This is a genomic window from Micromonospora sp. NPDC003197 (genome assembly GCF_053590565.1).
On record NZ_JBSFTE010000002.1, the window covers coordinates 36,487 to 61,485 of the forward strand.

At 69.5% G+C, this 24,999-nt stretch carries 24 protein-coding genes and 1 pseudogene; 17 read left to right on the top strand and 8 right to left on the bottom strand.

Annotated features, from left to right (window positions below):
- Nucleotides 1–71: 71 nt before the first annotated feature.
- Nucleotides 72–1,469: a sensor histidine kinase gene (locus ACWDV4_RS02360; protein ID WP_449974217.1), complete on the top strand. Its 1,398-nt coding sequence runs from the start codon at nucleotides 72–74 to the stop codon at nucleotides 1,467–1,469.
- A gap of 64 nt (nucleotides 1,470–1,533) precedes the next feature.
- Nucleotides 1,534–2,214, top strand: a complete 681-nt coding sequence (locus ACWDV4_RS02365; RefSeq protein ID WP_449974218.1) for a response regulator — start codon at nucleotides 1,534–1,536, stop codon at nucleotides 2,212–2,214.
- Nucleotides 2,215–2,305: 91 nt separating this feature from the next.
- Here the strand turns inward: ACWDV4_RS02365 and ACWDV4_RS02370 are convergent, their stop codons facing one another.
- Entirely contained in the window at nucleotides 2,306–3,118 is an 813-nt protein-coding gene (locus ACWDV4_RS02370) for a hypothetical protein (protein ID WP_449974219.1), read from the bottom strand.
- Between the two features lie 179 nt (nucleotides 3,119–3,297).
- Here ACWDV4_RS02370 and ACWDV4_RS02375 point away from each other — a divergent pair, with 179 nt between their 5' ends.
- On the top strand, nucleotides 3,298–4,242 hold the full coding sequence (locus tag ACWDV4_RS02375; RefSeq protein WP_449974221.1) for a Ppx/GppA phosphatase family protein: 945 nt from the start codon (nucleotides 3,298–3,300) through the stop codon (nucleotides 4,240–4,242).
- Between the two features lie 175 nt (nucleotides 4,243–4,417).
- The gene (locus ACWDV4_RS02380; RefSeq protein ID WP_449974222.1) at nucleotides 4,418–5,278 is read left to right on the top strand and encodes a sugar phosphate isomerase/epimerase family protein; all 861 of its coding nucleotides are present in this window, start codon (nucleotides 4,418–4,420) and stop codon (nucleotides 5,276–5,278) included.
- Nucleotides 5,279–5,346: 68 nt separating this feature from the next.
- On the opposite strand, the gene ACWDV4_RS02385 is transcribed toward ACWDV4_RS02380, so the two are convergent.
- Nucleotides 5,347–5,901: a CGNR zinc finger domain-containing protein gene (locus ACWDV4_RS02385; protein WP_449974224.1), complete on the bottom strand. Its 555-nt coding sequence runs from the start codon at nucleotides 5,899–5,901 to the stop codon at nucleotides 5,347–5,349.
- A gap of 172 nt (nucleotides 5,902–6,073) precedes the next feature.
- Here ACWDV4_RS02385 and ACWDV4_RS02390 point away from each other — a divergent pair, with 172 nt between their 5' ends.
- On the top strand, nucleotides 6,074–6,994 hold the full coding sequence (locus ACWDV4_RS02390) for a proline dehydrogenase family protein (RefSeq protein WP_449974225.1): 921 nt from the start codon (nucleotides 6,074–6,076) through the stop codon (nucleotides 6,992–6,994).
- A gap of 108 nt (nucleotides 6,995–7,102) precedes the next feature.
- On the opposite strand, the gene ACWDV4_RS02395 is transcribed toward ACWDV4_RS02390, so the two are convergent.
- Nucleotides 7,103–7,666 carry an SgcJ/EcaC family oxidoreductase gene (locus tag ACWDV4_RS02395; protein ID WP_449974227.1) on the bottom strand — a complete coding sequence of 188 codons (564 nt, stop codon included), beginning with the start codon at nucleotides 7,664–7,666 and terminating at the stop codon, nucleotides 7,103–7,105.
- Between the two features lie 238 nt (nucleotides 7,667–7,904).
- Between ACWDV4_RS02395 and ACWDV4_RS02400 the strand changes: the two genes are divergently transcribed.
- The 7 genes from ACWDV4_RS02400 to ACWDV4_RS02430 all read left to right on the top strand — a co-directional run bounded on the left by ACWDV4_RS02400 (nucleotide 7,905) and on the right by ACWDV4_RS02430 (nucleotide 14,670).
- Nucleotides 7,905–9,374 carry an efflux RND transporter periplasmic adaptor subunit gene (locus ACWDV4_RS02400; RefSeq protein WP_449974654.1) on the top strand — a complete coding sequence of 490 codons (1,470 nt, stop codon included), beginning with the start codon at nucleotides 7,905–7,907 and terminating at the stop codon, nucleotides 9,372–9,374.
- Between the two features lie 53 nt (nucleotides 9,375–9,427).
- Nucleotides 9,428–10,288 (top strand): ABC transporter ATP-binding protein, encoded by an 861-nt coding sequence (locus ACWDV4_RS02405; protein WP_449974228.1) that lies wholly within the window; start codon nucleotides 9,428–9,430, stop codon nucleotides 10,286–10,288.
- Nucleotides 10,285–11,469 carry an ABC transporter permease gene (locus ACWDV4_RS02410; protein WP_449974230.1) on the top strand — a complete coding sequence of 395 codons (1,185 nt, stop codon included), beginning with the start codon at nucleotides 10,285–10,287 and terminating at the stop codon, nucleotides 11,467–11,469. The genes ACWDV4_RS02405 and ACWDV4_RS02410 overlap by 4 nt, the downstream gene beginning before the upstream one ends.
- Nucleotides 11,470–11,684: 215 nt before the next feature.
- Nucleotides 11,685–11,897: a helix-turn-helix domain-containing protein gene (locus ACWDV4_RS02415; RefSeq protein WP_184535613.1), complete on the top strand. Its 213-nt coding sequence runs from the start codon at nucleotides 11,685–11,687 to the stop codon at nucleotides 11,895–11,897.
- 253 nt (nucleotides 11,898–12,150) lie between these two features.
- Complete coding sequence (locus ACWDV4_RS02420; RefSeq protein WP_007465623.1) at nucleotides 12,151–12,252, top strand: 30S ribosomal protein bS22; 102 nt, start codon at nucleotides 12,151–12,153, stop codon at nucleotides 12,250–12,252.
- 452 nt (nucleotides 12,253–12,704) lie between these two features.
- Nucleotides 12,705–13,781, top strand: a complete 1,077-nt coding sequence (locus ACWDV4_RS02425) for an NAD-dependent epimerase/dehydratase family protein (RefSeq protein ID WP_449974231.1) — start codon at nucleotides 12,705–12,707, stop codon at nucleotides 13,779–13,781.
- Entirely contained in the window at nucleotides 13,774–14,670 is an 897-nt protein-coding gene (locus ACWDV4_RS02430; RefSeq protein ID WP_449974233.1) for a lysophospholipid acyltransferase family protein, read from the top strand. Before ACWDV4_RS02425 ends, ACWDV4_RS02430 begins: the two co-directional genes overlap by 8 nt.
- A 7-nt stretch (nucleotides 14,671–14,677) precedes the next feature.
- Here ACWDV4_RS02430 and ACWDV4_RS02435 read toward each other — a convergent pair whose 3' ends face one another.
- Nucleotides 14,678–15,394, bottom strand: coding sequence for a TetR/AcrR family transcriptional regulator (locus ACWDV4_RS02435; RefSeq protein ID WP_449974234.1), 717 nt, complete (start codon nucleotides 15,392–15,394; stop codon nucleotides 14,678–14,680).
- Between the two features lie 230 nt (nucleotides 15,395–15,624).
- On the opposite strand from ACWDV4_RS02435, the gene ACWDV4_RS02440 reads away from it, so the two are divergent.
- Together ACWDV4_RS02440 and ACWDV4_RS02445 are read left to right on the top strand one after the other, a co-directional pair.
- Nucleotides 15,625–16,377: a siderophore-interacting protein gene (locus ACWDV4_RS02440; protein ID WP_449974236.1), complete on the top strand. Its 753-nt coding sequence runs from the start codon at nucleotides 15,625–15,627 to the stop codon at nucleotides 16,375–16,377.
- Between the two features lie 37 nt (nucleotides 16,378–16,414).
- Entirely contained in the window at nucleotides 16,415–16,861 is a 447-nt protein-coding gene (locus tag ACWDV4_RS02445; protein ID WP_449974237.1) for a DUF6640 family protein, read from the top strand.
- A gap of 14 nt (nucleotides 16,862–16,875) precedes the next feature.
- Here ACWDV4_RS02445 and ACWDV4_RS02450 read toward each other — a convergent pair whose 3' ends face one another.
- From ACWDV4_RS02450 to ACWDV4_RS02465, 4 genes and pseudogenes are all read right to left on the bottom strand, one after another.
- The gene (locus tag ACWDV4_RS02450; RefSeq protein WP_449974238.1) at nucleotides 16,876–17,973 is read right to left on the bottom strand and encodes a hypothetical protein; all 1,098 of its coding nucleotides are present in this window, start codon (nucleotides 17,971–17,973) and stop codon (nucleotides 16,876–16,878) included.
- A 110-nt stretch (nucleotides 17,974–18,083) separates the two neighbouring features.
- Entirely contained in the window at nucleotides 18,084–18,959 is an 876-nt protein-coding gene (locus tag ACWDV4_RS02455) for an HAD family hydrolase (RefSeq protein ID WP_449974240.1), read from the bottom strand.
- 374 nt (nucleotides 18,960–19,333) lie between these two features.
- A pseudogene (locus ACWDV4_RS02460) lies at nucleotides 19,334–20,233 on the bottom strand (DUF5667 domain-containing protein); the annotation flags it as partial.
- A gap of 330 nt (nucleotides 20,234–20,563) precedes the next feature.
- Entirely contained in the window at nucleotides 20,564–21,532 is a 969-nt protein-coding gene (locus ACWDV4_RS02465; RefSeq protein ID WP_449974656.1) for an ECF subfamily RNA polymerase sigma factor, BldN family, read from the bottom strand.
- 763 nt (nucleotides 21,533–22,295) lie between these two features.
- Here ACWDV4_RS02465 and ACWDV4_RS02470 point away from each other — a divergent pair.
- From ACWDV4_RS02470 to ACWDV4_RS02480, 3 genes are read left to right on the top strand one after another with little or no spacing between them, the layout of a single operon-like run.
- Nucleotides 22,296–24,068, top strand: a complete 1,773-nt coding sequence (locus ACWDV4_RS02470; RefSeq protein WP_449974242.1) for an AMP-binding protein — start codon at nucleotides 22,296–22,298, stop codon at nucleotides 24,066–24,068.
- A complete protein-coding gene (locus ACWDV4_RS02475; protein WP_449974244.1) occupies nucleotides 24,061–24,324 on the top strand; it encodes a glutaredoxin family protein in 264 nt (87 codons plus the stop codon). Before ACWDV4_RS02470 ends, ACWDV4_RS02475 begins: the two co-directional genes overlap by 8 nt.
- Nucleotide 24,325: 1 nt before the next feature.
- Nucleotides 24,326–24,997 (top strand): HAD family hydrolase, encoded by a 672-nt coding sequence (locus ACWDV4_RS02480; protein WP_449974245.1) that lies wholly within the window; start codon nucleotides 24,326–24,328, stop codon nucleotides 24,995–24,997.
- Nucleotides 24,998–24,999: the final 2 nt, after the last annotated feature.

Below are 24,999 nucleotides of genomic sequence, written 5' to 3' on the forward strand. Positions count from 1 at the left end.
CTCGCCGCTGCGCGTCGGCTTTGACCGGTTATGCCGGTCTGCTTGGTTAACTATGGCCATACGATCGCCACGTGCAATGGGAGATCGTCGCCGGTGTGGCGGGGGGCTTGGCGGTGGGACTCTCCGCTGGGCCGGTCCTGGTGCGTCGTTGGCGGCGGCCAACACCGCCAACATCACCGCCACCGCCAGCAGAATCGGCCGTCGGCCGCACCCCCGATGACGTACGGCCGGGGGCGGCTGGTCCTGCCGGTCAGGTACGGCCGGAAGGGGCGGACGCCGCCGGTCACGTACCGCCGGGGGTGGCTCGCCCCGCCGAGGAGGTACGGCCGGCCGAGGTCACCCTCGCCAGGCTGGGCCGCAAGACGATCGACGCGTTGCGGGTCGGTGTCGTGGTGCTCGACCAGGACGACAGCCCGATCCTGGTCAACCCGGCAGCCCGCGCGATGGGTCTGCTTCGCGCCGGCGGCGGCCCAGGTACGGTCGCCGCGCACCCGATCGTCCGTACCCTGGCCGGTCAGGTGCGTCGCACGGGCGTGCGACGCGAGATCGAGCTCGACCTGCCCCGAGGCCGCGAGGGGGCTACCCAAGACCCGCTCGGCGTGCACCTGCGGGCGATGGGGCTGGGCGGCGGCTTCGTCGCCGTCGAGGCGTCGGACGCGACCGAGTCACACCGGGTCGCCCGAGTACGTCGAGATTTCGTCGCCAACGTCAGCCATGAGCTGAAGACCCCGATCGGCGCGCTTCAACTGCTAGCCGAGGCCCTACTGAATGCCACGGAGCCGGCCGGTGCCGGCGCGGCGGTCGCACCGACCCCGTCCGAGGACATCGTGGCGGCCCGCCGATTCGCCGAACGGATCCAGCACGAGTCGACTCGACTCGGTCGGCTGGTCAACGAACTGCTCGAACTGACCCGGCTCCAGGGGGCCGAACCGCTACCCGCGCCCGACCCGGTCGCCGTCGACTGGGTGCTGGCCGAGGTGGTCGACCGGACCCGAACGGCGGCGGCAGCGCGCCGGATCGAGGTCACCGTATCCGGGCAGGCCGGCCTTACCGCGTACGGCAGTGACGCCCAGCTCGCCACAGCCGTGGCCAACCTGGTGGAGAACGCCATCGCCTACTCGGACGAGGACGCCAGCGTCGCGGTGGTGACCCGGAGTGACGGCGAGCACATCGAGATCGCCGTCACGGACCAGGGCCCCGGTATCGCCCCGGACGACGTCGAGCGGATCTTCGAACGGTTCTACCGGGCCGACCAGGCCCGCTCCCGGACAACCGGCGGTACGGGGCTCGGGCTGGCCATTGTCAAGCACATCGCGACGAATCATGGCGGTCGAGTGGAAGTATCCAGCACCCTCGGGGGAGGATCGACGTTTACCCTGCGGCTGCCGGCGCGTCCACCGGACGCCTTCCTGCCGCCAACGCCGCCTGTTGAGATCGAGACCGGTCCGGCCGAACAGAGCCAGGTCTGACAGTCAGTCGACCTGACCGTCAGACTCCGTTCGCGCCCGCTCCGGCAGAGGAAAGGAAGAACCGTTGAGCCGCGTTCTTGTGGTTGAGGATGAAGAGTCGTTCTCCGATGCCCTCTCCTACATGCTTCGCAAGGAAGGGTTCGAGGTGTCCGTCGCGGCCACCGGGCCGGAGGCGCTCACCGAGTTCGACCGGACCGGCGCAGACATCGTGCTGCTCGACCTGATGTTGCCCGAGATGTCCGGTACCGAGGTGTGTCGTGAACTTCGGCAACGGTCGCGTGTGCCGATCATCATGGTCACCGCTCGGGACAGCGAGATCGACAAGGTGGTCGGGCTGGAGATCGGCGCCGACGACTACGTCACAAAGCCGTACTCGCCCCGCGAACTGGTGGCCCGGATTCGGGCGGTACTGCGGCGGCACTCCACCGAGGCGACCGACACCGCCGCGACCCTGGCGGCCGGCCCGGTACGGATGGACGTCGAGCGGCACGTGGTGACCGTCGACGGCAGCGTCGTACAGCTTCCGCTCAAGGAGTTCGAGCTGCTGGAATTGTTGCTGCGCAACGCCGGCCGGGTGCTGACTCGGGGACAGCTCATCGACCGGGTCTGGGGGGCCGACTACGTCGGCGATACCAAGACCCTCGACGTGCACGTCAAGCGGCTGCGCTCCAAGATCGAGCCGGAGCCGTCCGCGCCACGTTTCATCGTCACCGTCCGAGGGCTGGGCTACAAGTTCGAGCCGTGAGCCGTGAGCCGTGAGCCCGGGCAGCGCGGCGGGGTTTGGGTGTTAGGAAGGGCCCCTTCCTATACAGAAAACGATAAGAAGGGGCCCTTCCTTACATCTCAGTGGTGGCGGGGTGGGGGGCTACCAGGCCCTGGCGGGCGCGTTCGGCGCAGAGGCTGGCGAGTTTGGTGTACGCCGCCGCGCCGATCAACGCCGTCAGCTCCGGACCGTACGACAGGTACATCGCCTCCGTGCCGACGTGCGCCTCCGGTGACGAGGTGCACCACCAGTCGAGGTCGTGACCGCCCGCACCCCAGCCCCGCCGGTCGAACTCGGACAGCGTAGAGACCAGCACCTTCGTGCCGTCGGGACGCTCGGTCCAGTCCTGGTCCCGGCGTACCGGCAGTTGCCAGCAGACATCCGGCTTGTATTCCAGCGGGTGTACGCCGTCGCGCAGCGCCTGGGCGTGCAGCGCGCAGCCCCCACCGCCGACGAAGTCGGCGTCGTTGAGGAACACGCACGGCCCGTCCTCACCCTGGGTGGCGGTACGTCGGGCCGGGTTCTTCCCGTCGATCGTGTCCAGCTCGGTGTAGTTGCTGAACCCGCGCCGGTAGTGCTGCCAGGTCTTCGAGGTGAGCCGCTTGGCGGCGGCCCGTACCCGCTTCTCATCGTCCGCGTCGGTGAAGAATGCGCCGTGCGAGCAGCAACCGTCGGCCGCCCGGCCCGCGATGATGCCGTGGCACGCCTTGCCGAAGACGCACGTCCACCTTGACAGCAGCCAGGTCAAATCGGCACGGATCAGGTGCTCGGCGTCGGCCGGATCGACGAACTCGATCCACTCCCGGGGAAAGTCGAGAGCCACCTCCCGGCTCCGGGGATCCCCCGGATCCTCGACGAGTACGCGGAGTTGTTTGCGGCTGGACACCAGGTCAGCGTACGCCCGAAGGGTCCTCGGAGCCCGCTGGCTGGGGTTTCGTGGCGCGCTGCGCTTCAGCTGCCCGTCATCGCCGCTTCTCCGGTTGCCGTCATCGCCACGGGTAGAGCGCGGCCGGCTGACGCTCCGGTCGCTCTGGCCGGAGGGGGTGGCTGGCTAGTCTGCTTGGCATGCGGCTGGGTGTGCTCGACGTCGGCTCCAACACGGTCCATCTGCTCGTCGTGGACGCCCAGTCGGGTGCTCATCCCTGGCCCGCACACTCCGAGAAGAGCATGCCGCGACTGGCCGAACGGATCGGGCCGGACGGTGCGTTGACCGCGGCGGGCGCGGACGCCCTGGTGACCGCGGTTGCCGAGGCGAAGGCGTCGGCGGACCGGCTGAACATCGAGGACCTGGTGGCGTTCGCCACGTCGGCGGTGCGGGACGCGACCAACTCGGCGTGGGTCCTGGACCGGGTACGTGCGGAGACCGGTGTGCAACTGCGGGTGCTCTCCGGCGCGGACGAGGCGCGGATGACGTTCCTTGCCGTGCGGCGCTGGTTTGGCTGGTCGGCCGGCCGGCTGCTGGTGCTGGACATCGGCGGCGGGTCGCTGGAGGCTGCGGCTGGCATTGACGAGGACCCCGCTGTGGCGCTGTCGTTGCCGCTCGGTGCCGGGCGGTTGACCCGGGAATGGCTCAGGCTGGAACCCGGTAAGGACGAGCCGCCGTCGGCCAAGGCCGTCGAAGAGCTTCGGGCGTACGTCGATGCGACGCTGGAGCCGAGGGTGACGGAGCTGACTCGGGTCGGCTGGGATAGGCCGGTGGCCACCTCGAAGACGTTCCGGACGTTGGCCCGGTTGGCCGGAGCGGCGCCCGCGAAGGCAAAGTTCCGGGGGCAGCAGAAACTGACCCGGCGCGATCTGCGTCAGCTGCTCGGCTTCATTCGGCACATTCCGCCCAGTCGATTGGCCGAGTTGGACGGGGTGAGCGCTGGTCGGGCTCCCCAACTGCTGGCCGGTGCGGTGGTGGCTGAGACCGTCCTGCGCCGGCTCGGCGTGGAGTCGTTGGACACCTGCCCGTGGGCGTTGCGGGAGGGCGTGATCCTGAGTCGGCTGGCGCAACTTTCCGCGCCGTGACGCGGGGTCCCGAGTTCGTGACGTCGACCCTCAGGACGCCGGATCCTCCGGTTCGTTGCGGCGACCACGGATACCCTCCGTGACCTGCGCCGGGAGGATCCCTGATCGGTAGATAGGGACCGTTTTGGGATGATCATCCCGGTGCTGCGAGCGGATCGGAGCTACCCTGATAACCGTGACTTCTCGTGTGCCCTTCGCAGATCCCGAGGCGGCCGCAGACCACCCCCGCCGCCCCCGTATCCCAGTTCTTCTCTCCAGCTCGTCGGTGTTCCCCGAACCGACGGCGGCGGCGTTCGAGATGGCCGCCACCCTCGGTTACGACGGCGTCGAGGTCATGGTGTGGACCGACAAGGTCAGCCAGGACGCGGGCGCGCTGCGTGGTCTGGCCGACCACTACGGCGTGTCGATCGGCTCGATCCATGCTCCGTGCCTGCTGGTGACCCAACGGGTGTGGAGTTCCGACCCGTGGGAGCGGCTACGTCGGTCGGCTGTGCTGGCCGAGACGCTCGGTGCCCCCACGGTCGTCGTACATCCGCCGTTCAGTTGGCAGCGGGACTATGCCCGCACCTTCGCCGACGGGCTGAATCGGCTCACCGCCCAGCACCCAGACGTACGGTTCGCGGTGGAGAACATGTTCCCGGTTCGGATGGCGGGTCGGGCGTTCGTGCCGTACCAGCCGGGCTGGGATCCGACCGACATCGGCTACGACGCGTACACCCTCGATTTGTCGCACTGCGCCGCCGCGCACACCGACGCGTTCGAGCTGGCGGACCGGATGGGGGACCGGCTGACCCACATCCACCTCGGCGATGGCACCGGCGAGGGGCGGGACGAGCACCTGGTGCCCGGCCGGGGCAACCAGCCCTGCGGTGAGCTGCTCGCATCCCTGGCCGGGCGGGGGTTCACCGGGTCGGTGGCGGTCGAGGTGGGAACCCGTCGGGCGAAGAGCCGGGCGGTCCGGGAGGCAGACCTGGCCGCAGCGCTGGAGTTCGCCCGGCAGCACCTCGACCTGCCCACGCCGGTGGCGGCCAACTGACCGCCACCGGCGGGTTACGAACCCGTACGGGCTGTCACGACAGTAGGTCGATCAGGGGTGCAGCGCGCTCAGCCGACCGGGGTCAGCGGTGGCGGCTGGATCACGGCAGCCCGCTTGCGGGCCCGATGAGCGGCCACGTGCGACCGGGTCGCGCAGCGTTCCGAGCAGAAGCGACGGCAGCAGTTCGATGAGGTGTCCAGGTAGACGTTGCCGCACCGGCCGTCGGCGCAGACCCCGAACCGGGCGCTGCCGTATTCGCACAGCCACACCGAGAGCCCCCACACCGCGCCCGCGAGGTATTCCGCGCTGACCGAGGCTCCCCGGCTGGTCACGTGCATGTGCCAGTCGCTGGAATCGTGGCCGGAGATCCGGGGCTGTACGGGAAACGCCTCCAGGAGCGTGTTCAATTCGGCCACTGCCTCGGCATCACGGCCCGAGGTGCCGTACTCGAAGACGTCTCTCAGGCGCTTTTGCGCGCGGCGGAAGATCGCCACATCCCGATCCGAGACTTCGTCCCGCATCCAGGCCTGTTCGTCGGTGAATAGGGCCTTCAGATCGTCGAGGTCGTCCAGCGGCGCGTTGACGAGGTCAACTCCGGTCCGGGCGTACGCGTCGAAGTTCACGTGTCCAACCGTAGACGACTTCCGCTGCTCTGGCTCGGTCACGTAGCCGAGGCGGAACCGGGCGTAGCCATCGGTATCCGGACATGGGGCACTGGTTGTCCGGCCTGATCCGGGAGTGCCCGGCTGACCCGCTGCCCGATTCTCGGCACCCGGTCCGCGTTACGCTCCCTGCATGCTGCGTTCGGTCATTCTTGCCGCTTCCCGGTCATCTCGGATGGAACGCCTCGTGGAAACGGCACCATATGCCCGAGATGTCGTACGCCGGTTCGTCGCCGGCACGACCAATGCCGACGCGTTGAGTGTGACCCGGACGCTGGTCGATGACGGCCTGGCGGTAAGTCTCGACTATTTGAGCGATGACACGGTCAACCCCGAACAGGCTGCCGCCACCCGGGACGAATATCTTGCCCTGCTGGCCGCCCTCGCCACTGCCGGGCAGACACCAGCGGCCGAGGTCAGCGTGAAACTGTCCGCCCTCGGGCAGGGGATCGACGAGCAGTTGGCCTATGAACATGCCAAGGCGATCTGTGCGGCGGCCGCCGAGGCGGGTACCACGGTCACCCTCGACATGGAGGACCACACCACCATCGACTCGACGTTGGACACCCTGGTCAGGCTGCGGCACGACTATCCGTCGACCGGGGTGGCCCTGCAGGCGTACCTGCGGCGTACCGAGTCCGACTGCCGGGAACTGGCCACCGCCGGCTCCCGGGTACGGCTGTGCAAGGGCGCCTACCGGGAGCCCGAGTCGGTGGCGTACCAGTCGATGCGGGACGTGAACAAGTCCTACGTACGGTGCATGAACATTCTGATGTCCGGCCCGGGCTACCCGATGGTGGCCACCCACGATCCCCGCCTGATCGCCATCGGCGAGGACCGGGCCCGCTGGTTCGACCGGGGGCCGGACGAGTTCGAGTTCCAGATGCTCTACGGCATCCGCCCCGATGAGCAGGCCCGGCTGGCGGCCGAGGGCTACGCGGTCCGGCTCTACCTGCCGTACGGAACCGACTGGTACGGCTATCTGATGCGTCGGATCGCCGAGCGGCCCAGCAACCTCGTGTTCTTCGCCCGCGCCCTGACCACGAGGGGTTAGCGCCACGAGGGGCTAGCAGCACGAGGGGCTAGCAGCACGAGGGGCTAGCAGCACGAAGGGGCAGTGCCGCTCGGCGTGGGGAGTCACCCCCAGGATCCGACGTGGGACTCAGGGTAGTGGCCGTACCCGGGTGTTCTGGAAGGACGTGAACAACCACTTCCCGTGCTGCTTGACCGCGATGTTGGTGTTGATGGACAGCGCCTCCTCCGTGCAGGTCACGTCGCCGGGCCAGAGCACGCAACCGGTACGGACGATGACGGCCAGGTCCGGCTGCGGGAAACGGACCTGTTCGGTGACGGTGGTGAGTCGGGTGCCCTGTAGGTAGCTGTCGAAGTAGCGCTGCATGCCGGTGGCGATGCCGTTTCTCGTCCGTAGGTGGTCCCCGCTGAACGTGACCACGTCGGCGTCCAGGGTGTGGATCGCGGCGTACGCCGTGCCGTCGCCGCGCGCCCAGGCGTCCTCCTGCTGGTCGCGGAGCTGGCGCAGCGCGGCCAGGTCACGATCGTGACCCGCCGCCGACTCGGCGACGGTGGAGTCGGCCGTCGTGGTGTCTGACGTCGTGGCGGTTGCCGGTGTTGCGCTGCCCGTGATGGCAAGGCCGATGGCGGCCACCAGGCCGACGGCGGCGAACAGACTCCCCAGCCCGGTACGGCGTACGTGTGCGTTTTTCATCGCATCCTCCGAGGTCTCGACGGGTTCCGGTACGGGGACACGGTATGGAGGGAAATCGCTGGGTGGCGTCGCTCGGAGGGGGGATCTCGGCGTACCTCCGGGGCAGTACCTCGATCGCGACTATCCGCTGCTATCAGTAACTTTTCCGCATTTTTGGGCACTAGAAGGATGAAACTCGTACGATAAGGGCGTGCGATACGTTCCGTCACTCCGGATCCTCGCCACGACCCGGCCCCGGATGTCCGCCCTTCTCGTGGCCGGGATCGTCCTGATCGGCTTCGTGACCACCCTCGTCGCCGATGATGACAAGCTGCCCGTCACGCTGACCGGCGCAACCCGGGGAACGGTCGCCGAGATGATCGACGTGCCGGGGAACGTGACGGCGCGCGCCTCGGCCACGCTCACCGCTCCCGCCGACGGCACCCTGAGCGCCTTGCGGGTCCGCGCCGGGGATACCGTCCGGGCCGGCCAGGTCCTTGCCGTGATCGACTCGCCGGTCGCTCGAAAGCGTCTCGACCAGGCCCGGCAGGCGCTCGCCGACGCGAAGCGGGCGAGCCGAGGGCTGCGGAACAGCGGTGACCTTCCCCGCCGGCACGCAAAAACCGACAAGGCGGCGGCAACGGCCTTCGCGGATGCCCGGCGGGCAATCGACGAGATTTCCGACCCGCAGGTACGGGCTGCCCTGCTGGCCCAGGTGACCGCCGCGCATCGGCAGTACGAGGTGGCGGTCCGCGCCGCCGACGATGCGGTCCGGGCGGTCCAACGCGGCGTCGCCGGCGTGAACTCGGCGGTCGGCGCACTCGCCGCCGCCCAACGGGTGCAGGCCCAACAGGCGTACGACCTGACGAAAGTCACCGTGGACGCCTTGACGCTGCGGGCACCGATCGACGGTGTGGTCCAGGTCGGCGGCGGCGCGGCACCCAGTGCCCCCACCGACGGGCTTGCCAGCCTGCTGCGCTCGGCCGGGGCGCTGGCCGGCGCGGCGGGGCCGTTGGCCGGGAGCGGGATCGATGGAGCCGTCACGGCCGAGGGCAGGGCGGTCGGCGGTGACGGGATGGTCGGCGGGGGCGCGACGGTTCAGGTGGGGGAGCGGGTCAGTGCCGGTACCGCCGTCGTGACCGTGGTCGACGTCTCGGAACTGGGCCTGATGGCCGAGATCGACGAGACCGACGTGCTTTCGATAGCGCCGGGAATGGCGGCCATGGCGGAACTGGACGCGGTGCCCGGGGCGACCTACCCGGCTCAGGTGCGTTCGGTGGACCTGCTGCCGAGCACGTCCGCGCGGGGCGGGGTCGCCTACCGGGTACGCCTCTCGCTCGCCGCCGGTCAGCTCACGACCGGTCAATCTGCGGCCGGTCAGCCTGCGGCCGGTCAGCCTGCGGCCGGTCAGCCTGCGGCCGGTCAGCCTGCGGCCGGTCAGCCTGCCAATGCGAGCGATGCGCCCATCCCGCGCCCCGGCATGAGCGCACTGATCCACCTGCGGGTCCGGGAGGCGGCCGACGTGGTGACCGTACCGTCGGCTGCCGTCCGGTCGGTCGCCGGCCGGGACGTGGTGTGGGTGGCCCGCGCCGGCCGGGCCGAGCAGGTACCCGTGACGCTCGGGGTGCAGGGCGAGGAGCTGGTGCAGATCGTCGACGGTGTGCAGCCGGGCGACCAGGTGGTGGTACGCGGTGGCGACCGCGTCCGTATCGGGCAGCAGTTGCCGTGACCGGCTGCGGAGCCGCTGCCGGACGACCCGGTCCGGGCCGTCGACGTCACGTGATGAGCCCCTCGGCGGCGGTCGAGGCGGTGGGGCTCACCCGGACGTACCGCGCGGATGGTCTCTCCGTGGCCGCGCTGCGCGGCGTGTCGCTGACCATCGGCCGGGGGGACTACGTCGCGATCGTCGGCCCGTCCGGTTCCGGAAAGTCGACCCTGATGCACCTGCTGGGCGGCCTGGACCGGCCCAGCGAAGGACGACTCGTGATCGACGGCCGGGACGTCGCCACCCTGACCACCGCGGAGCTGGCGACGCTGCGCAACGAGACCATCGGGTTCGTCTTCCAGCAGTTCCACCTGCTGCCCCGTACGTCGTCGGTGGAGAACGTGGCGTTGCCGCTGGTCTACCGAGGCGTGGGGGCCCGCCACCGCCGGGCGTTGGCGGCGGCGATGCTCGACCGGGTCGGGCTCGGTCATCGGCTCGACCACTGGCCCAACCAGCTCTCCGGCGGCGAGCAGCAGCGGGTGGCCATCGCCCGGGCGCTGGTCACCGAGCCGGCGTTGCTGCTCGCCGACGAGCCGACCGGCAACCTGGACAGCGAGACCGGGCGGGCGGTGCTGGCGCTGCTCGAAGAGCTCAACGCCACCTCGGGCGTGGCCGTGGTGCTGGTGACCCACGATCAGGAGGTGGCGGCCCGGGCCCGCCGGCAGATCGCCATGCGGGACGGGGTGATCACGCCGGAGGAGCCGGTGGTGACGGGGGCCCGACCGGGACCTGAGATAGTTGACGTCGCTCCCAGCGCGGAGCCCCGGTTCGCGTCCGGAAGCGGCCCGGGGCACCCGTCCGGTGGCTCCGGTGGCGCCGCCGGAGCCACCGGACGCCTTCCGCGTCAGCCGGTCGAACCGCCCCCGGACCTAGGGTGAGATTCACCGAGGCCGGGCGGGTGGCCCGGGATGCGTTACGCGCTAACCGGCTCCGTAGCGGACTCACCATGTTCGGTGTGGTCATCGGGGTGGCCGCCGTGGTGGTGCTGGTGGCGATCGGCAGCGGCACCCGGCGTGAGGTGGAGCGGCAGGTCGAGGGACTCGGCTCCAATCTGCTGGTGGTGGTGCCCGGCCGACTCGACTTCGGTTCGGCTCCTGCGGCGTCCCGGCTCTCGCTGGCGGACGCGGACGCGGTCTCCCGGGTGGTGGGGGATCCGGCGCGGGTCGCGGTGACGGTGACCTCCGGCGAGACGGTACGCGTCGGCACCCGCTCGGCCTTCGGCACGGTGCAGGGGGTCCTGGAGACCACCCCCAGCGTCTTCGTTCGGGACGTGGCCCAGGGGGCGTACCTGTCGACGTCCGACGTGGCGGCCGCCCGGCGGGTGGTGGTGCTCGGCGCGACGGTGGCGCGTACGTTGTTTGGCGACCGGGATCCGGTCGGGCAACGGGTCACCCTGGCCGGGGCCCGGTTTCGGGTGGTCGGGGTGTTCGCCCCGATGGGCCGCAGCCTCGGGGTGGACCGAGACGGCGAGGTGCACATCCCGGTGACCGCCGCACACCGGCTGTATGGCACGCAACGGATCGATGGGATCGCGGTACGGGCACCGGACCGGGAAGGGATCTCGGAACTGGGCGACCGGATCGTCGACGAGTTGTCCCGACGGCATCCGGACACCGATTTCAGCGCGGTCTCCCAGGACCAGGTGCTCGGGGTGTTGAGCAACATCCTCGGGATGTTGACCGGGGTGCTGGCCGCCATCGCCGGCATCTCGCTCTTCGTCGGTGGGGTGGGTGTCTCCAACGTCATGTTGATGTCGGTGCGGGAACGCACCCGGGAGATCGGCCTGCGTAAGGCGGTGGGTGCGCGGTCCCGGGACGTGGGTAAGCAGTTCTTGATCGAGGCGGTGCTGTTGACCAGCCTCGGTGGGGTGACCGGGATGATTCTCGGGGTGGCGGCGGCGTGGCTGCTGGCGGCGGTCTCGCCGGTTCCGGTGGCGGTCACCTGGTGGTCGTTGGCGCTGGCCTTTGGTGTGGCCACGATCGTGGGCATCGTCTTCGGGGTGGTGCCGGCGCGACGGGCCGCCCGGCTGGACCCGGTGGTCGCGTTGCGTACCGATTGAGTTTTCTCGACCTTGCCATCCGCTATTTCGGCAAAAGCGAAGGATCATCGGGTCGATCTGCGTGTGCGATCATCCAGATAATGATCGACTGTACGAAGGGATCGCGCCGGTAACATCGGCCCCGCTACCGTACTGGTAACACGCGCGTTGACCGGCGCGGTGCGGATGCATCCCGCCGTGCGGCACGCGCCGGGGATGGGATTGGTTGGTGAGCCATGGCAGGATCACCACAGGCCGACGGCCGGCTGTCGGAGGTCAGGTTCCTGACTGTCGCCGAGGTGGCGACGCTGATGCGGGTGTCGAAGATGACCGTCTACCGCCTGGTGCACTCGGGTGAACTCACCGCGGTACGGGTCGGGCGGTCATTCCGGGTGCCCGAGCACGTCGTACACGAATATCTGCGGGGTGCGTTTCAGGAGTCCGCCTGATCCGCTCGGCTGACCATCGGAACAGGCCCATCCGAATACTCGGTGGGACTCGAAGTCTGGCATGACAGCTGTCCATGGCACCCGCGTTGGGCCGGCACATTGGCTCGGGCTACCCTGGACCGCGACCGTTTTCCCACTCAGGTGCGTCCGACACCGGCAGGCGAATCCGGTCCGTTGTCCAGATCGGTTACCGGCGCCACCTTCGGGGTAGGTTCCGGTCCGACCCGCAGGTTTTGCATCGAAAGGCTGTCGTATGGGCTCGGTGGTCAAGAAGCGCCGCAAGCGCATGGCTAAGAAGAAGCACCGCAAGCTGCTGCGCAAGACCCGCGTCCAGCGTCGCCGTCTCGGCAAGTAGTCCCCGGCCGGGCTCCGGCCCGGACCCGTGGGTGCTACCGGGATGCGGGCCAGTGCTCCGCCCTTCAGCTTCAGGGCGGCGGGGGCGAAGGCCCGCGCGGGAAGGGTCGTCAAGGCCCGCGCCGTGCCCCTGACCGGGGGTAACGTCGCGTCGGGATCAGGTGACAACCAAGCCAGATCCCGACGCACCACCGTCGCCGCAGGGCTTGCGGAGACGAAAAACGCCTGTGGAGCGGACGTAAGACCGGGGGCAACCTTTCGGCAGACTGCGGTGAAGCAGGAACCCACCCGGGCGTTGCGCGTTTCCGTGCGCAGTGCGGAGGGAATCCTCGCCATTCATGGCGATGGAGGAAGTCAATTGCCATCTGTCGACCCTCGGAGGCCAGGTGAGGCCCAAGTGCTGAGGTCGCGACGGTCCCGGGCCGGGCCGCGCCCTCCGTCGAGGGGTCTGAGATGACCCCCGGTAGTGCCTCTGGCGCTCCGGGGGTTGTCGTGGTGACCGGGGTCAGTCGCTACCTCGGTGCGAATGTGGCGGCCCGCCTCGCTGCCGATCCTCGGATCCGGCGCGTCGTTGGGCTGGATGCCGCCGATCCGCCCGCCGAACTGGCGGGCCTGCTGGATGGCGTCGAGCGGGTACGCGCCGACACCGAGCTGGCCGGCACGGTGATCGACGACCTCGCCGCCGACTCGGTGGTGCACCTCTCCCTGGTTACCGCCCTCGACCAGCGGTCTGGCGGCCGGGCGGCGATGAAGGAACAGAACGTCATCGGCACCATGCAGGTGCTGGCCGCCTGTCAGCGGGCACCCCGGCTACGCAAGCTGGTGATGCGCTCCTCCACGGCGGCGTACGGCGCGTCGTTCCGCGATCCCGCCATATTCACCGAGGACACCGAGCCGCGTGAGGTGCCCCGAGGCGGATTCGCCCGGGACATTCTCGACATCGAGGGCTACGTGCGGGGCTTCCGACGGCGTCGCCCGGACGTCACCGCGACGGTGCTCCGCTTCGCGCCCTTCATCGGGTCGACGGCCAACACCACGTTGACCCGCTACTTCAAGCAACCGGTCGTGCCGACCGTGCTGGGCCGGGATCCCCGGCTCCAGTTCCTGCACATCGACGACGCCCTCGAGGTGGTGCACCGGTCGGTGGTCGAGGACCACCCGGGCACCTACAACGTGGCCGGTCCCGGCGTACTGACGCTCTCCCAGGCGATCCGACGTGCCGGTCGGGTGGCGGTGCCCGTACTGGAACTCGGTCTTTCCGGGGCCGCCGGTCTGGCCCGGGCGCTCAACGTGGGTCAGTACGGGCTCGACCAGGTCGATCTGTTCGTGCACGGCCGGGTCGTCGACACCACCCGCCTCACCAACGAATACGGCTTCACCCCACGATCCACCGCTGTGGCGTTCGACGACTTCATCAAGGGCCACAGCGGCGGTACGGTGCTCACCGCCGAGCACCTCGCCAACGCCGAAGCGTTGATCCGCGAGGGCATCCGGCAGGTGCGAGCCGTGGCCAGGAGCGACGATGACTGACGACGTCGATCCGCCGCCGATCGGTCCGGTGGTGGCCGACCAGCCTGGCGACATCTGGGACCGGCGGGTGGCCTCGGCGCTGGCGTTCGTGCGGCGGCGGCTCTCCGGCGACTACGAGGTCGACGAGTTCGGCTTCGACCCGGAGATGACCGAGAAGGTCTTCCACCCGATACTGCGCCAGTTCTACCGCGACTGGTTCCGTACCGAGGTCATCGGGGTGGAGAATCTGCCGGCGGAGGGCGCGGGCCTGGTGGTGGGTAACCATTCCGGCACCGTCGCGCTGGACGCGCTGATCCTGTCGGCGGTGCTGCACGATGCGCACCCCGCCCATCGCTACCTTCGGCTGCTCGGCGCGGACCTGGTCTTCCGGTTGCCGGTGGTCTCCGAGTTGGCCCGTAAGACGGGCGGCACGATGGCCTGCAGCCCGGATGCGGAGCGGCTGCTGCATCGGGGTGAGCTGGTCGGGGTCTTCCCGGAGGGGTTCAAGGGGGTCGGCAAGCTCTACGCCGACCGCTACAAGCTGCAACGCTTCGGCCGGGGCGGGTTCGTCTCTGCCGCGCTGCGCACCGGTACCCCGATCATCCCGGTGGCGATCGTCGGCGGCGAGGAGATCTATCCGATGCTCGCCGACATCAAGCCCCTGGCCCGCCTGCTCAAACTGCCCTACTTCCCGGTGACTCCGACGTTCCCGTGGCTCGGGCCACTCGGGATGGTGCCGCTGCCGAGCAAGTGGCTGATCGAGTTCTGCCCGCCGATTCCCACCGCCGATCTGATGGACTCCGCCGACGATCCGATGGTCGTGTTCAACCTGGCCGACCAGGTGCGGGAGACCATCCAGCAGACACTGCACCGGCTGTTGGAGCGCCGTCCCGACGCGTTCGGCCCGTGATCAAGCCCTATTGACCGGGCTGGTCCAACCCGAGCATGCGGACCAGGTCGTGCAGGCATTCCTCGAAGACCGGTTCCAGGTCCGAGTAGGCGAAGTCCAGTTGGTGTAGGACCTCCATACACAGCAGGCCGTACAGCCTGATCCAACAGGTCAGGAAGACGTGCGCCGCCTCGGGAGGTAGTTGGTCGCCGATGCTGCTCGAATAGTTGATCAGCTGCTCGCGGAGCGAGGGCGGCAGGCTGTCCAGGTCGGGCACCGGGAAGCGACGGGTCTGCCAGAGTTTGACCGTCAGGTCCAGCAGGACCTGCTCGAACCGCCGCGCGGCCTGGTGGCGTACCGACTCCCGCTGCCTGTCGGGTGGAGCTATCGGACTGGCGAAGATCCAACCGAACTCGGCGGGGTGTGCCACTGCCCAGGTGCGCATGGTGCGACAGGCGGCAACTAGCTGGTCGCCGATCGACGTGTCGCCGTGCGCGTCGCGGGCGGTCTCCATGGTGGCTGCCAGCTCGTGGAAGAAGTCGGCGGTCACCGCGCCGACCAGTTCCTCGTGGCTGCCGTAGTAGTGGTACAGGGCCGGACCGCTCATGCCCATCTCCCGGGCGACCGCGTTGATCGTCACCGCTGCCGACCCCTGCGTGACCAGCAGCTTGCGCGCACATGCGTTGATCTCGCGCAGCGTCGCCTGCCGTTGCCTGTCCCGCCTGGTGCTAGTGCCCTGGGGCATCCGCTCACCCTCCTCGGCTCGATCGTGCCGTTGACATCTTAGAGTAGCTATGTTTACTTAGAGCCTCTAAGGAAATCTAGAGGCATTAGGAGCATGCTTCATGGAAACGTGGTGGTGGATCGTTTTCCCTGCCCTTTTGTTGGTCGCCGCCGTGTGGTGGCGTTTCTCTCACGCCGCTTACGTCCGGCGCGGCCTGCGGGGGCCCTACGGCACGCAGCGGGGGGCGTGACGTGGCAGCATCCAGGCGCAACCCGTTGTCGGCCGTCTTCGGCAAGTACGCGATGGACGCGACCATCACCGTCGCCGAGCCCGTCACCCCGGCGATCCAGCGCATCCGCCTGGAGACCGGTCGGCCCATCGCGTTCCGATACGCCCCGGGCCAGCACGTCAGGGTCGAGCTGAAGGACCCGCTGTCGGTTGCGGGGATACTGCGCCCCGGCGAGACGCTACGGACCTACACGATCTGGGAATTCGACGCGGTAACCGGCGTCATCGAGCTGCGGATCCACCTCTACGACGGGGACGGCATCGGGTTGCGGTGGGCACGGGCGGCCCGCGCCGGTGACCGGGTGACCTTCTGGTGGGCGCAGGGCGACTTCTTTGTACGAGAGGCGGCCCACCACGTGTTCGTCGGCGAGGAGACGGCCAGTGCCGCCTTCGGTCCGATGATCCGGCAACTAGGACCAGTTGCGCGGGTGTGTGGGGCCCTGGAGAGCGAGACGCCCGAACACGATCTACCCATGCCGGGGTCACATCCCCTGCGCCGCGTCCATCGGCGTGGGGCGTCGGCCGCGTCCTCCCAGGTCCTCCTCGCCGCCGTCGCCGAACTGGACCTGCCGGACGAACCCGGCGCGGCCTACGTGGCCGGCGAGGCCCGAACCTGCCAGATGGTGCGTGACTTCCTCGTCCGCGAACGCGGCTGGCTGCGTACGGCAATCAAGGTGAAGCCGTTCTGGGCACCCGGCAAGCGCGGCCTGCACTGACCCACGTCGCAGACATCCTCCGAAAGGAACGATTCCCATGGTCAAGGCCCGCGTTGTGATCGCCCTCGTCGGAGTGGTCACGACGGTCAGCGCCGTGCTCGCGGACCTGGTGGTCCCCGACCTCGCGGCGCAACACGCCTTCAACGAAGGCTGGCCGCCGCACGCGAAGTTCCACGACGCCCAGTACATGGTGATGACCGTGCTGCTTGGCGTCATCGGGCTCACGCTCGCCCTGCGCCGGAGCCCTCACCAGCGGCCACGGCTGATGATCGCCGCCGCCATCCTCGCCACCCCATGGCTCGGGATGATTGGCGCACTCCTGTTTCCCGACACCGCCGCCTACGACCCGGAGTTCGCCGACCAGACCATCTTCGTCCTCGGAGTGCACGGTCAGATCTTCATGGCGATCGTTCTCCTCCTTGCGCTACTCGCGGCAGCGGCGATGGCTCTTCGCCAGCGGGGGCAGACCAGCGGGCGCTCGTAGGGAGCCGGGATCGATCAGCTCAACGTGCGCAGGTCCAGGGTGTGCCAGGCGACAGTCTCGTTGTTGCCGGTCGACCACCAGAGCACCCCACCCCGGCAGAACACCGTGCCGACCCCCTCGGCCACCACCACGGTCTGGTTACGCCGCAGGTCGTACAGGAGTAGTTGTTGGGTGTTGGTGACTGTCCGCTGCACGTCGGAGAGGGAGAGCACCTCGAACCGGTCCAGCACCGCGACGTCGATCACCGAGGCGGTCGCGGCTCCGTCGGCGATCTGCCGCCGAGCTCGGCCGTCCGGGCGCATGAGGTCGATCCGGGACGGCCCGTCGTCCCCGAGTACGAGCACCCGACACCAGGTGGGGCTACAACTGACCAGCTCGGCACCGGCGTCGACGTCGACCACCTCGCGGGCGTCGAGGTTGCGTAGCCGGATCGGGCCACTGGCCCCGCCGCCCGCGGTGACCAGCCACGGCCAGGCCGACATCGCCCAGGCACCCGGTTCCCGGCGTACCTGGACCGGGCCGCCGGTCAGCGCCACCGAACGCACCTCGGTCACCGGCTCCGCTCCGGCGGTCACCGCTGCCGGCGACGCCTCGGGGGGTGCCGCCGCCCAGTAGAGCCGGTCTTCGTGGATCACCATGTCGTACTGCGAGTTGAAGAACAGCACCTCACCGGTGTCGCGGGTGAGCCGCTGGGCTGGGCGGTCAGCGGCCAGGTCGACTGTCCACATCTCGGTCCGGGTCCGGCCGTCCTCGGTCGAGGTGGACTCCGCCCAGGCGAGCCGGCTGCCGGTGACGGCCAGGGCGCTGAACTGGGGCGTACCGGTGAGGGGGAGTCGGCGCAGCTCGCGCAGCGCGCCGTCGGCGGCCCGTACCACCAGGCGCAGGTGGGTGCCGCCGGGATTGGGGGCGGTGCCGACCGAGGTGCGCGCGTCGAGGAAGAGGGCCGGGCTGTACGCCGGCCCGTCCACCAGCCCCACCGGGAAGTCCGCCCGTTGGGCGTCCGGCCAGACCTCGCCGACGCTGGTCGGTTGGGTCTGCTCGGTCGATTCGGGCGTGGCCCGGGGCAGCGCGAGGAGGGCGACCGAGGCGGCCAGGGCAGCCCCGAGCGCCACCAGGCGGCCGAACCGGCGTCGCTGCTCGGGGCGGTCTGGCGCGGGTTGTCCTGGCGCGGAACGGCCTAGATCAGGGCGGCCTAGAGCAGAGCGGCCCGGCTTGCTGACCGTCACCGGATGCGTCGCCGACGACGTACCGCCAGGGCCGTGGTCACCACGCCGGCCAGCAACCCGACGGCGGCCGTCGACGGTACGGCGATTCGGGCGGCCCGCCGGCCGGTACGGAAGTCGCGCACCGCCCAGCCCCGCAGCCGGGCCTCTCGGCGCAGGGCAGCGTCCGGGTTGACCGCGACGGCCCGACCGACGGCCGACAGCATCGGCAGGTCGTTGGCGGAGTCGCTGTAGGCGGCGCAGCGGTCGAGGTCGAGCCCTTCCACCTCGGCGAGCTGGGCGACCGCATCGGCCTTGGCGGGACCGTGCATCAGGTCCCCGACCAGCCGACCGGTGTAGGCGCCGTCGCGGATCTCGGCGACCGTCCCGATCGCGCCGGTCAATCCGAGTCGTGCCGCGATGATCCGCCCGATCTCGACCGGTGCGGCGGTGACCAGCCACACCCGCTCACCCGCATCGAGGTGTGCCTGGGCCAGTGCCCGGGTGCCCGGCCAGATTCGGGGGGCCATCAGCTCGTCGAAGATCTCCGAGGTGAGTCGTTCGATGTCCTCGACCCGCCAGCCTTCCACGAAGGCGAGCGCGGCCTCCTTGGCGTGTGACATGTCGCCGACGTGTTCGGTGGCGAGCAGCCGGAAGCGCAGTTGCTGCCAGGCGAACCGGGCCAGGTCGCTGCTGGTGAAGTACTTGCGGGCGGCCAGGCCACGGGCGAACCAGTAGATGGAGGCGCCCTGCATCATCGTGTTGTCGACGTCGAAGAAGGCAGCGGCGCTGTCGTCCGGTGGTGCGGCTGGTGCGCTTGCCAGCCCGGTATCGGCCCAGCCGGCGGTGTGACCCTCCGCGTCCGTACTGACGGTCACCTTTCGGGTACGGGCCAACGCGCGGACCTCCCTCCACTCGATGAACGCGACGCGTCTCCAGCGAGGGTAGCCGGCCCTGAGGTGCGGTACGCAGGTTGCCGGAGAGCCGGTGGAGGTGAGAGTGGTGGAGGTGCGAGCGGTGGAGTCAAGACCGAGACGGTCAGACCGCTGGGCGAACCTGTTGGGCCGGTCGGTCAGTCGGCCGGCCGGCTGATGATGGGGCCGGTGAGCTTGCTCGGATCGGTCACCACCGGTGGTGGGGTGGTTCCCGGCAGGGTGCGCGACCCGCTCGGCACGTCGGTTACCTGGGAGCCAGGCTGCGGCGAGTGCTGAGTACGGCTACCGGGCCGGGATTCCTCGCTGGAGCCTGCGGGCTGCCCGTTCTGCAACCCTCTGCCGGTTGGGCAACCCGCCGGCACCGGCCCGAGGTCGTCGCTACGCATTGCGGTGACGGAGGCGCAGCGCAGCGCCGTACGCAGGTTGTCGGTCCGCTTCTCGATCGATTCGAGCAGGGTGAGCGACGTGCCGGCGCGGTGGCGCTCGGTGGCGTTCGTCGACTCGTCGAGCAACCGCGACACCTGGCTGCGCTGGCCGGTCAGGAAACTGCCGATGGCGTCGAGGGCTGCCTCGTCCCGGTGCTGAAGCGCCGAGGTGGCGAGCAGTTTGACGCCCTGTCGGGTGTGGGTGTCCATGTCGTCGAGCGCGGCGGTGAAGTCGTCGGGGTTTTTACCCCGTACCGCCTCGGCCTCGGTGAGCCTGGTCCGGGCGAAGTCGAGGAAGAGTTGTCCCCGGCTGAGGTCGGAGTTGGTCAGGGCAAGCTGGGCCCGTTCGGTGGAGCGTTTGACCGCGTAGAGCGGGTCGCCGGGAACGGCGCTGGCCGCCGCCATGCCGGACAACGCGATGGCCCCCACGGCCGCCCCGATCGTGAAGGCACCTCGGGCCCGGGACTGGCGGTTGCCCAGGGCCGGCCGGAGTAGTTCTTGGGCGGGCTGTCGGACTGGCCGGGACGGTTCGGGCGCTGCCGCTACCACCGGCTCGGTGCTGTCGGTGACACCGATCCCGTCCCGTTCGGCGGTGGCGATCAACATCGCCCGCAGCCCGGTACGGAAGTCGGGGTGCGCCTCGACCGGCGGCGCGGCGGATATCTGGTGGCTGAGCGCCACCAATCCGGCGAGTTCCTGGTCGAGGTGGGAACGGACATGGTGGCGACGGCCGCCGTTGGCTTCGTCGAGAAGTTGCGCGAAGCGCTCGGCGCGCCGGCGGTAGAAGACGGTAGTAGTCACCGCCGGCACCTCCTCTCGCTGGTCACGGCCAAGCGGCCGGCGTTTGCCGGCGGCGGATGGGCGGCTCGACCTCCGACCGCGACAGTCGTTGCCGGATGAGCTGCCCGGCTCGCCGGGCCCGGAGGGATGCCGAGGCAATCACCGGTCGCACCGAGAGAAACGGTTAAGGGGGTCAACTGGTTACGGTACGGCAGGCCGCGAAAACTTGAACCATTCGGGTCTTGCCAGACGGCCTACGAGGTTCTCCTGCTCATCCGTCCGGCTGCCGGTCAGCTGTGCCTGCTTATCCGTCTGACGACGGTCTCGCTCTACCTGCTCATCCGTCTGACGATGGTCTGGCTATGCCTTGAAGCCGTCGGGCAGCAGCCGGGCCAGGGCGCGGACAGCGCGATACTGCAGCGCCTTGATCGCGCCCTCGTTCTTGCCCATCGCCCGTGCTGTCTCCGCCACCGAGAAGCCCTGGAGGAACCGGAGCACGATGCACTCCTGTTGCTCGGCGTTCAGTTGCTTGACTGCGGTGAGCAGGGCGACGTTGGTGATGTGCTCGACGACCGCCGCCTCGGGACTGCCTTCCGGACCCCGGTCCTCACGGTCGGCGTCGAGTACGTCCCCGGTGGTGACCTCCAGCCGGTAGCGCCCGGACTTGAAGTGGTCGGCGACGAGGTTTCGGGCGATGGTGACGAGCCACGCGCCGAGGTCTCGGCCCTGCCAGGTGAAGCTACCGATCCGTTTCAGGGCCCGCAGGAAGGTGTCCGAGGTCAGGTCCTCGGCCAGTTGTCGGTTGCCGACCCGGAAGTAGACGAACCGGAAGACGGTGTCGACGTAGCGGTCGTAGATCAGCCCAAACGCTTCCGACTCGCCTGCCTGGGCTCGTTCGACCAGTGTCCACACCTCGGTTGCCGGATCCGACGGGTCGGGCCGGCTCGGGTAGCCGGTCGGCGACCGGTCGGGGCTGGGCGAACTGGGGGCGGGGGCGACCACCGGCAGGATGGCGGTCTCGGTGTTGGCGGCATCCGGCGGGTTCAGCGTGGTCGGCGGCTCGGTGGCGGCTGGCCGGCTCGCGTCGGCTGGTGGGCTCTGCCCCGGGCCAGGCTGCTGGGCCGGCATGGTGGGGCGGGCCGGCACGGCCACCCGGCCGCCGGTTGACTTGCCGTTGCCGTCGGGTGGCGCCGGCCGGGCACCCGTCTCGTTGGTGTGCGGGCGGGTACCGGTCTCGCTGGAATGCGGGTGGGCGCCGGTTTCGTTGGTGTGTGGCCGGCTGCGAGTGTGCCGGTCGCCACCCACTCCGCGTACGGCGACGCTCAGCATGTCGTCCATCGACGACCGGAGCAGCGTCAGCCCGTTCGTGAACGCGACTTGGACGTCCGGTAGGTCGCGATCGGTTGATTCGTCGTAGCCGTAAACAGTCACTGGCCCTCCCCAACCCACATCTGCGCCGGCTGGTCCGCCCCTTGGGACCCAGCGGCGGTAACGGCCCGTGAGTCCAGCCGGGCATGGCCGGCCACGGCTCGGGCGGGGTGCGCCGTTGGACGGCACACACCCTTGAGGTGCTGGTGCAGTGCGCTGACAGGCACTGGCGGCCTCCTCGGGCTGAGGGGTGTCGACTCACAGCAAAAGGGGTGAGCCGACCCGAGTGATGATAGGGCCAACGTCACCCATGCGTGGCGAGTCCATTACAGAGAGCCAAAGTATTTCCCAGATCTGCCCAACCGGGTCGCACAGGTTGTGCGCTGTCGGGGACCCGACAGTCGTTAGGTGATGGTTCTCAAGCAGGGAGAATGCCGCTGACACGCCGAAGTGCGACACGGGCTTGGCGTGTCGTCAATGAGCGTGCTATGGGGCGCTATAAATGGATCGTGTCCATGGTGGGCGTGCGGCGGTCTCAGCCGGCACCACCGGGCAAAAGGTCCTACCTTCGTCCGGACTCGACCGTGGTCCACGGTCGCGCCGAGGATGATCGTGGAAGCTGGACCGAGGCGAGCCCCACGGGGTGAGTCCCGTGCACGGTACCGTGGAAGTTGCGCGGAAGTCGAGGATTCTCGCGGATGGCGGTGCCAGCGTAGGCGGGACCATGCTCACTGTGCCAGACTCAGCGATCGTGCAGGACCACACCAGCACCCCCACCCCCGGTGCCGTCCCGCCCACTACGACCCTGGCGGATCGGGTGCGTCATGCCGCAGCTACCCGCCCCACCCAACCAGCACTGATCTGGCAGGGGCGGTCGATCACGTGGGCCGAGTTGGACGACAGAATCGCCCAGGCCGCCGCCGGCCTGCTGGAACTGGCAGGTCCGGCTGTCGCCGGTCAGTTGGACCCAGCACGTCCGGCTGTCGCCGGTCAGTTGGACCCAGCACGTCCGGCTGTCGCTGGTCAGCTGGACCCGGCACGCCCGGGCAGCGTCGACCATTCGCCCCGGATCGCCATCGCCCTGCCGAACACCCCCGACTTCGTGGTCGCGTACCTGGCGACCCTGCGGGCCGGCCTGGTCGCCGTACCGGTGGATCCGGAGTCCACGGCGCGCGAGTTGCGGCACGTGCTCGCCGATTCCGAAGCGGCGCTGCTCATCGGCACCGAACGGATTCGCGAACTGGTCGCCGGTCTCGTCGACGAGCTGCCGACACTGCTTGCCGTACCCGATGCGGTGCCGACCAGGCCCGGCGGCCGGCCGGCGCCGGACTCCCAGTCCGGTGGCGACAACCTGGCGGTGCTGCTCTACACCTCCGGCACCGAGGGACAGCCGAAGGGTGCGATGCTGTCGCATCGGGCACTACTGGCCAACCACGAACAGATCGGCCAGATCGAGCCAGCCGTGGTCGGATCGGACGACACCGTCCTGCTCGCTCTGCCGCTGTTCCACGCCTACGGCCTCAACACCGGACTGGGCTCGGTCGTCTACCACGGTGCCTGCGGCGTGCTGGTCGACCGGTTCGAGCCGGATGCGACGTTGGAGATCGTCGCTCGGCAGCGGGTCAGCGTGGTGGTCGGCGTACCCACCATGTACCTGGAGTGGTCGACCCGGCCCGAGCTCGAAGCGGCGATGGATACGGTCCGGACCGCAGTGTGTGGTGCCGCGCCACTCGATCCGGCCGTCGGCGAACGCTTCACCGCGGCGAGCCGTCGCCCACTGCACGTGGGGTACGGCCTGACCGAGACCGCGCCGGTGCTGACCGCCACCCTGGCCAGCGGTACGCCGAAGCCCGGGTCGATCGGGGTGCCGCTGCCCGGTGTCGAGGTTCGTCTGGTCAACCGCGTCGGGGAGCTTCTTTGGCAGGGCGACTGGCCGGGCGACGGCACCGCCAGCCCGGTCGAGGAGGACAACGGGGACGATCTCGACTTCGACCTCTCCCTGCCGGGCACCGACCCGGGCGAGATCGTGGTACGCGGGCCGAACCTCTTCTCCGGCTACTGGCCAGACGGGCGGGACGGGCCTGACCCGGCGGGCTGGTGGGCGACCGGCGACGTCGCCTACGCTGACCCGGACGGGGACCTCTTCCTGGTCGACCGGCTGGGCGAGCTGATCCTGGTGCACGGCTTCAACGTCTATCCGCGTGAGGTCGAACTGGTGCTCGACGCCCATCCGGGGGTGGCCGAGTCTGCGGTGCTGGGTCAGCCGCATCCGCGTACCGGCCAGGCCGTCACGGCCTACGTCGTACGGGCTCCGGGCAGCACGGTCACCGATCAGGAACTACGGGCACACTGTGCGCGTAACCTGGCCCGGTTCAAGTGTCCCAGCGTCGTGGAGTTCGTCGAGGAACTACCGCATTCGGTGCTGGGCAGGGTACGTAAGACGTTGCTCCGACCGGTATCGGAGAGCGGTTCGGGAGGAGAAGTGACCGATGGATGAGCCCCGGTTGACCCTGATCACCCGGCCGGGTTGCCACCTCTGTGAGGTCGCGAAGGAGGCCATCGACCGGGTGGTGGCGACCACCGGTGACCAGTGGGTCGAGGTGGACGTCACCGGTGACCTGGAGCTGGAACGGGACTACGGCGACCGGCTGCCGGTCGTACTGCTCGACGGCCGCGAGCATGGCTACTGGCGGGTCGAGGAGGATCGGCTGCTGCGGGACCTGGCGGCCCCCCGGCGTCCGGTGGGGTCCTGACGTGACGACCACCGAAACCCACCTGGTCTGGGACTGGAACGGCACTCTCCTCGACGATCTGAGCCTGGTGGTCGACTCGACCAACCGGGTCTTCGCCAGCGTGGGCGGGGCTGCGGTGACCTTGGCCGAGCATCGGGTTCGGTTCCGCCGGCCGGTCGCCGACTACTACGCCGACGTGTTGGGGCGTCCGGTGACCGTCGAGGAGTTCAGCCAGCTTGACCTGATCTTCCACGATGCCTATCGGCTTGGGCTGACCACCTGTCAACTGGCGGCCGACGCCAACTCCGCGATCCGCGCCTGGGTCGGCACCCAGTCGTTGCTCTCCATGTGGTTCCACGACGAGCTGGTTCCGGCCGTCGAGACGTACGGGTTGACCGGCTCGTTCAACCGGATCGACGGGTTCCGGGGCACCACCGCAGGCGACCGGAAAGCCGCCCACCTGGCCCAGCATCTGGCCGAGTTGGGCCTCGACGGCCGCTCTGTCGTACTGATCGGCGACTCGATCGACGATGCGGACGCCGCTGAGGCGGTGGGTGCCCGCTGCGTCCTCTACACCGGCGGGTTCACCGATCCGGATCGACTGCGCGCCTCCGGCCTCCCGGTGGCCGACACCCTCGCCGAGGCGGTCCGGTTGGCCGATCCGGCGGCGCACCCACTGGGCTCAGCCCTGTAGGT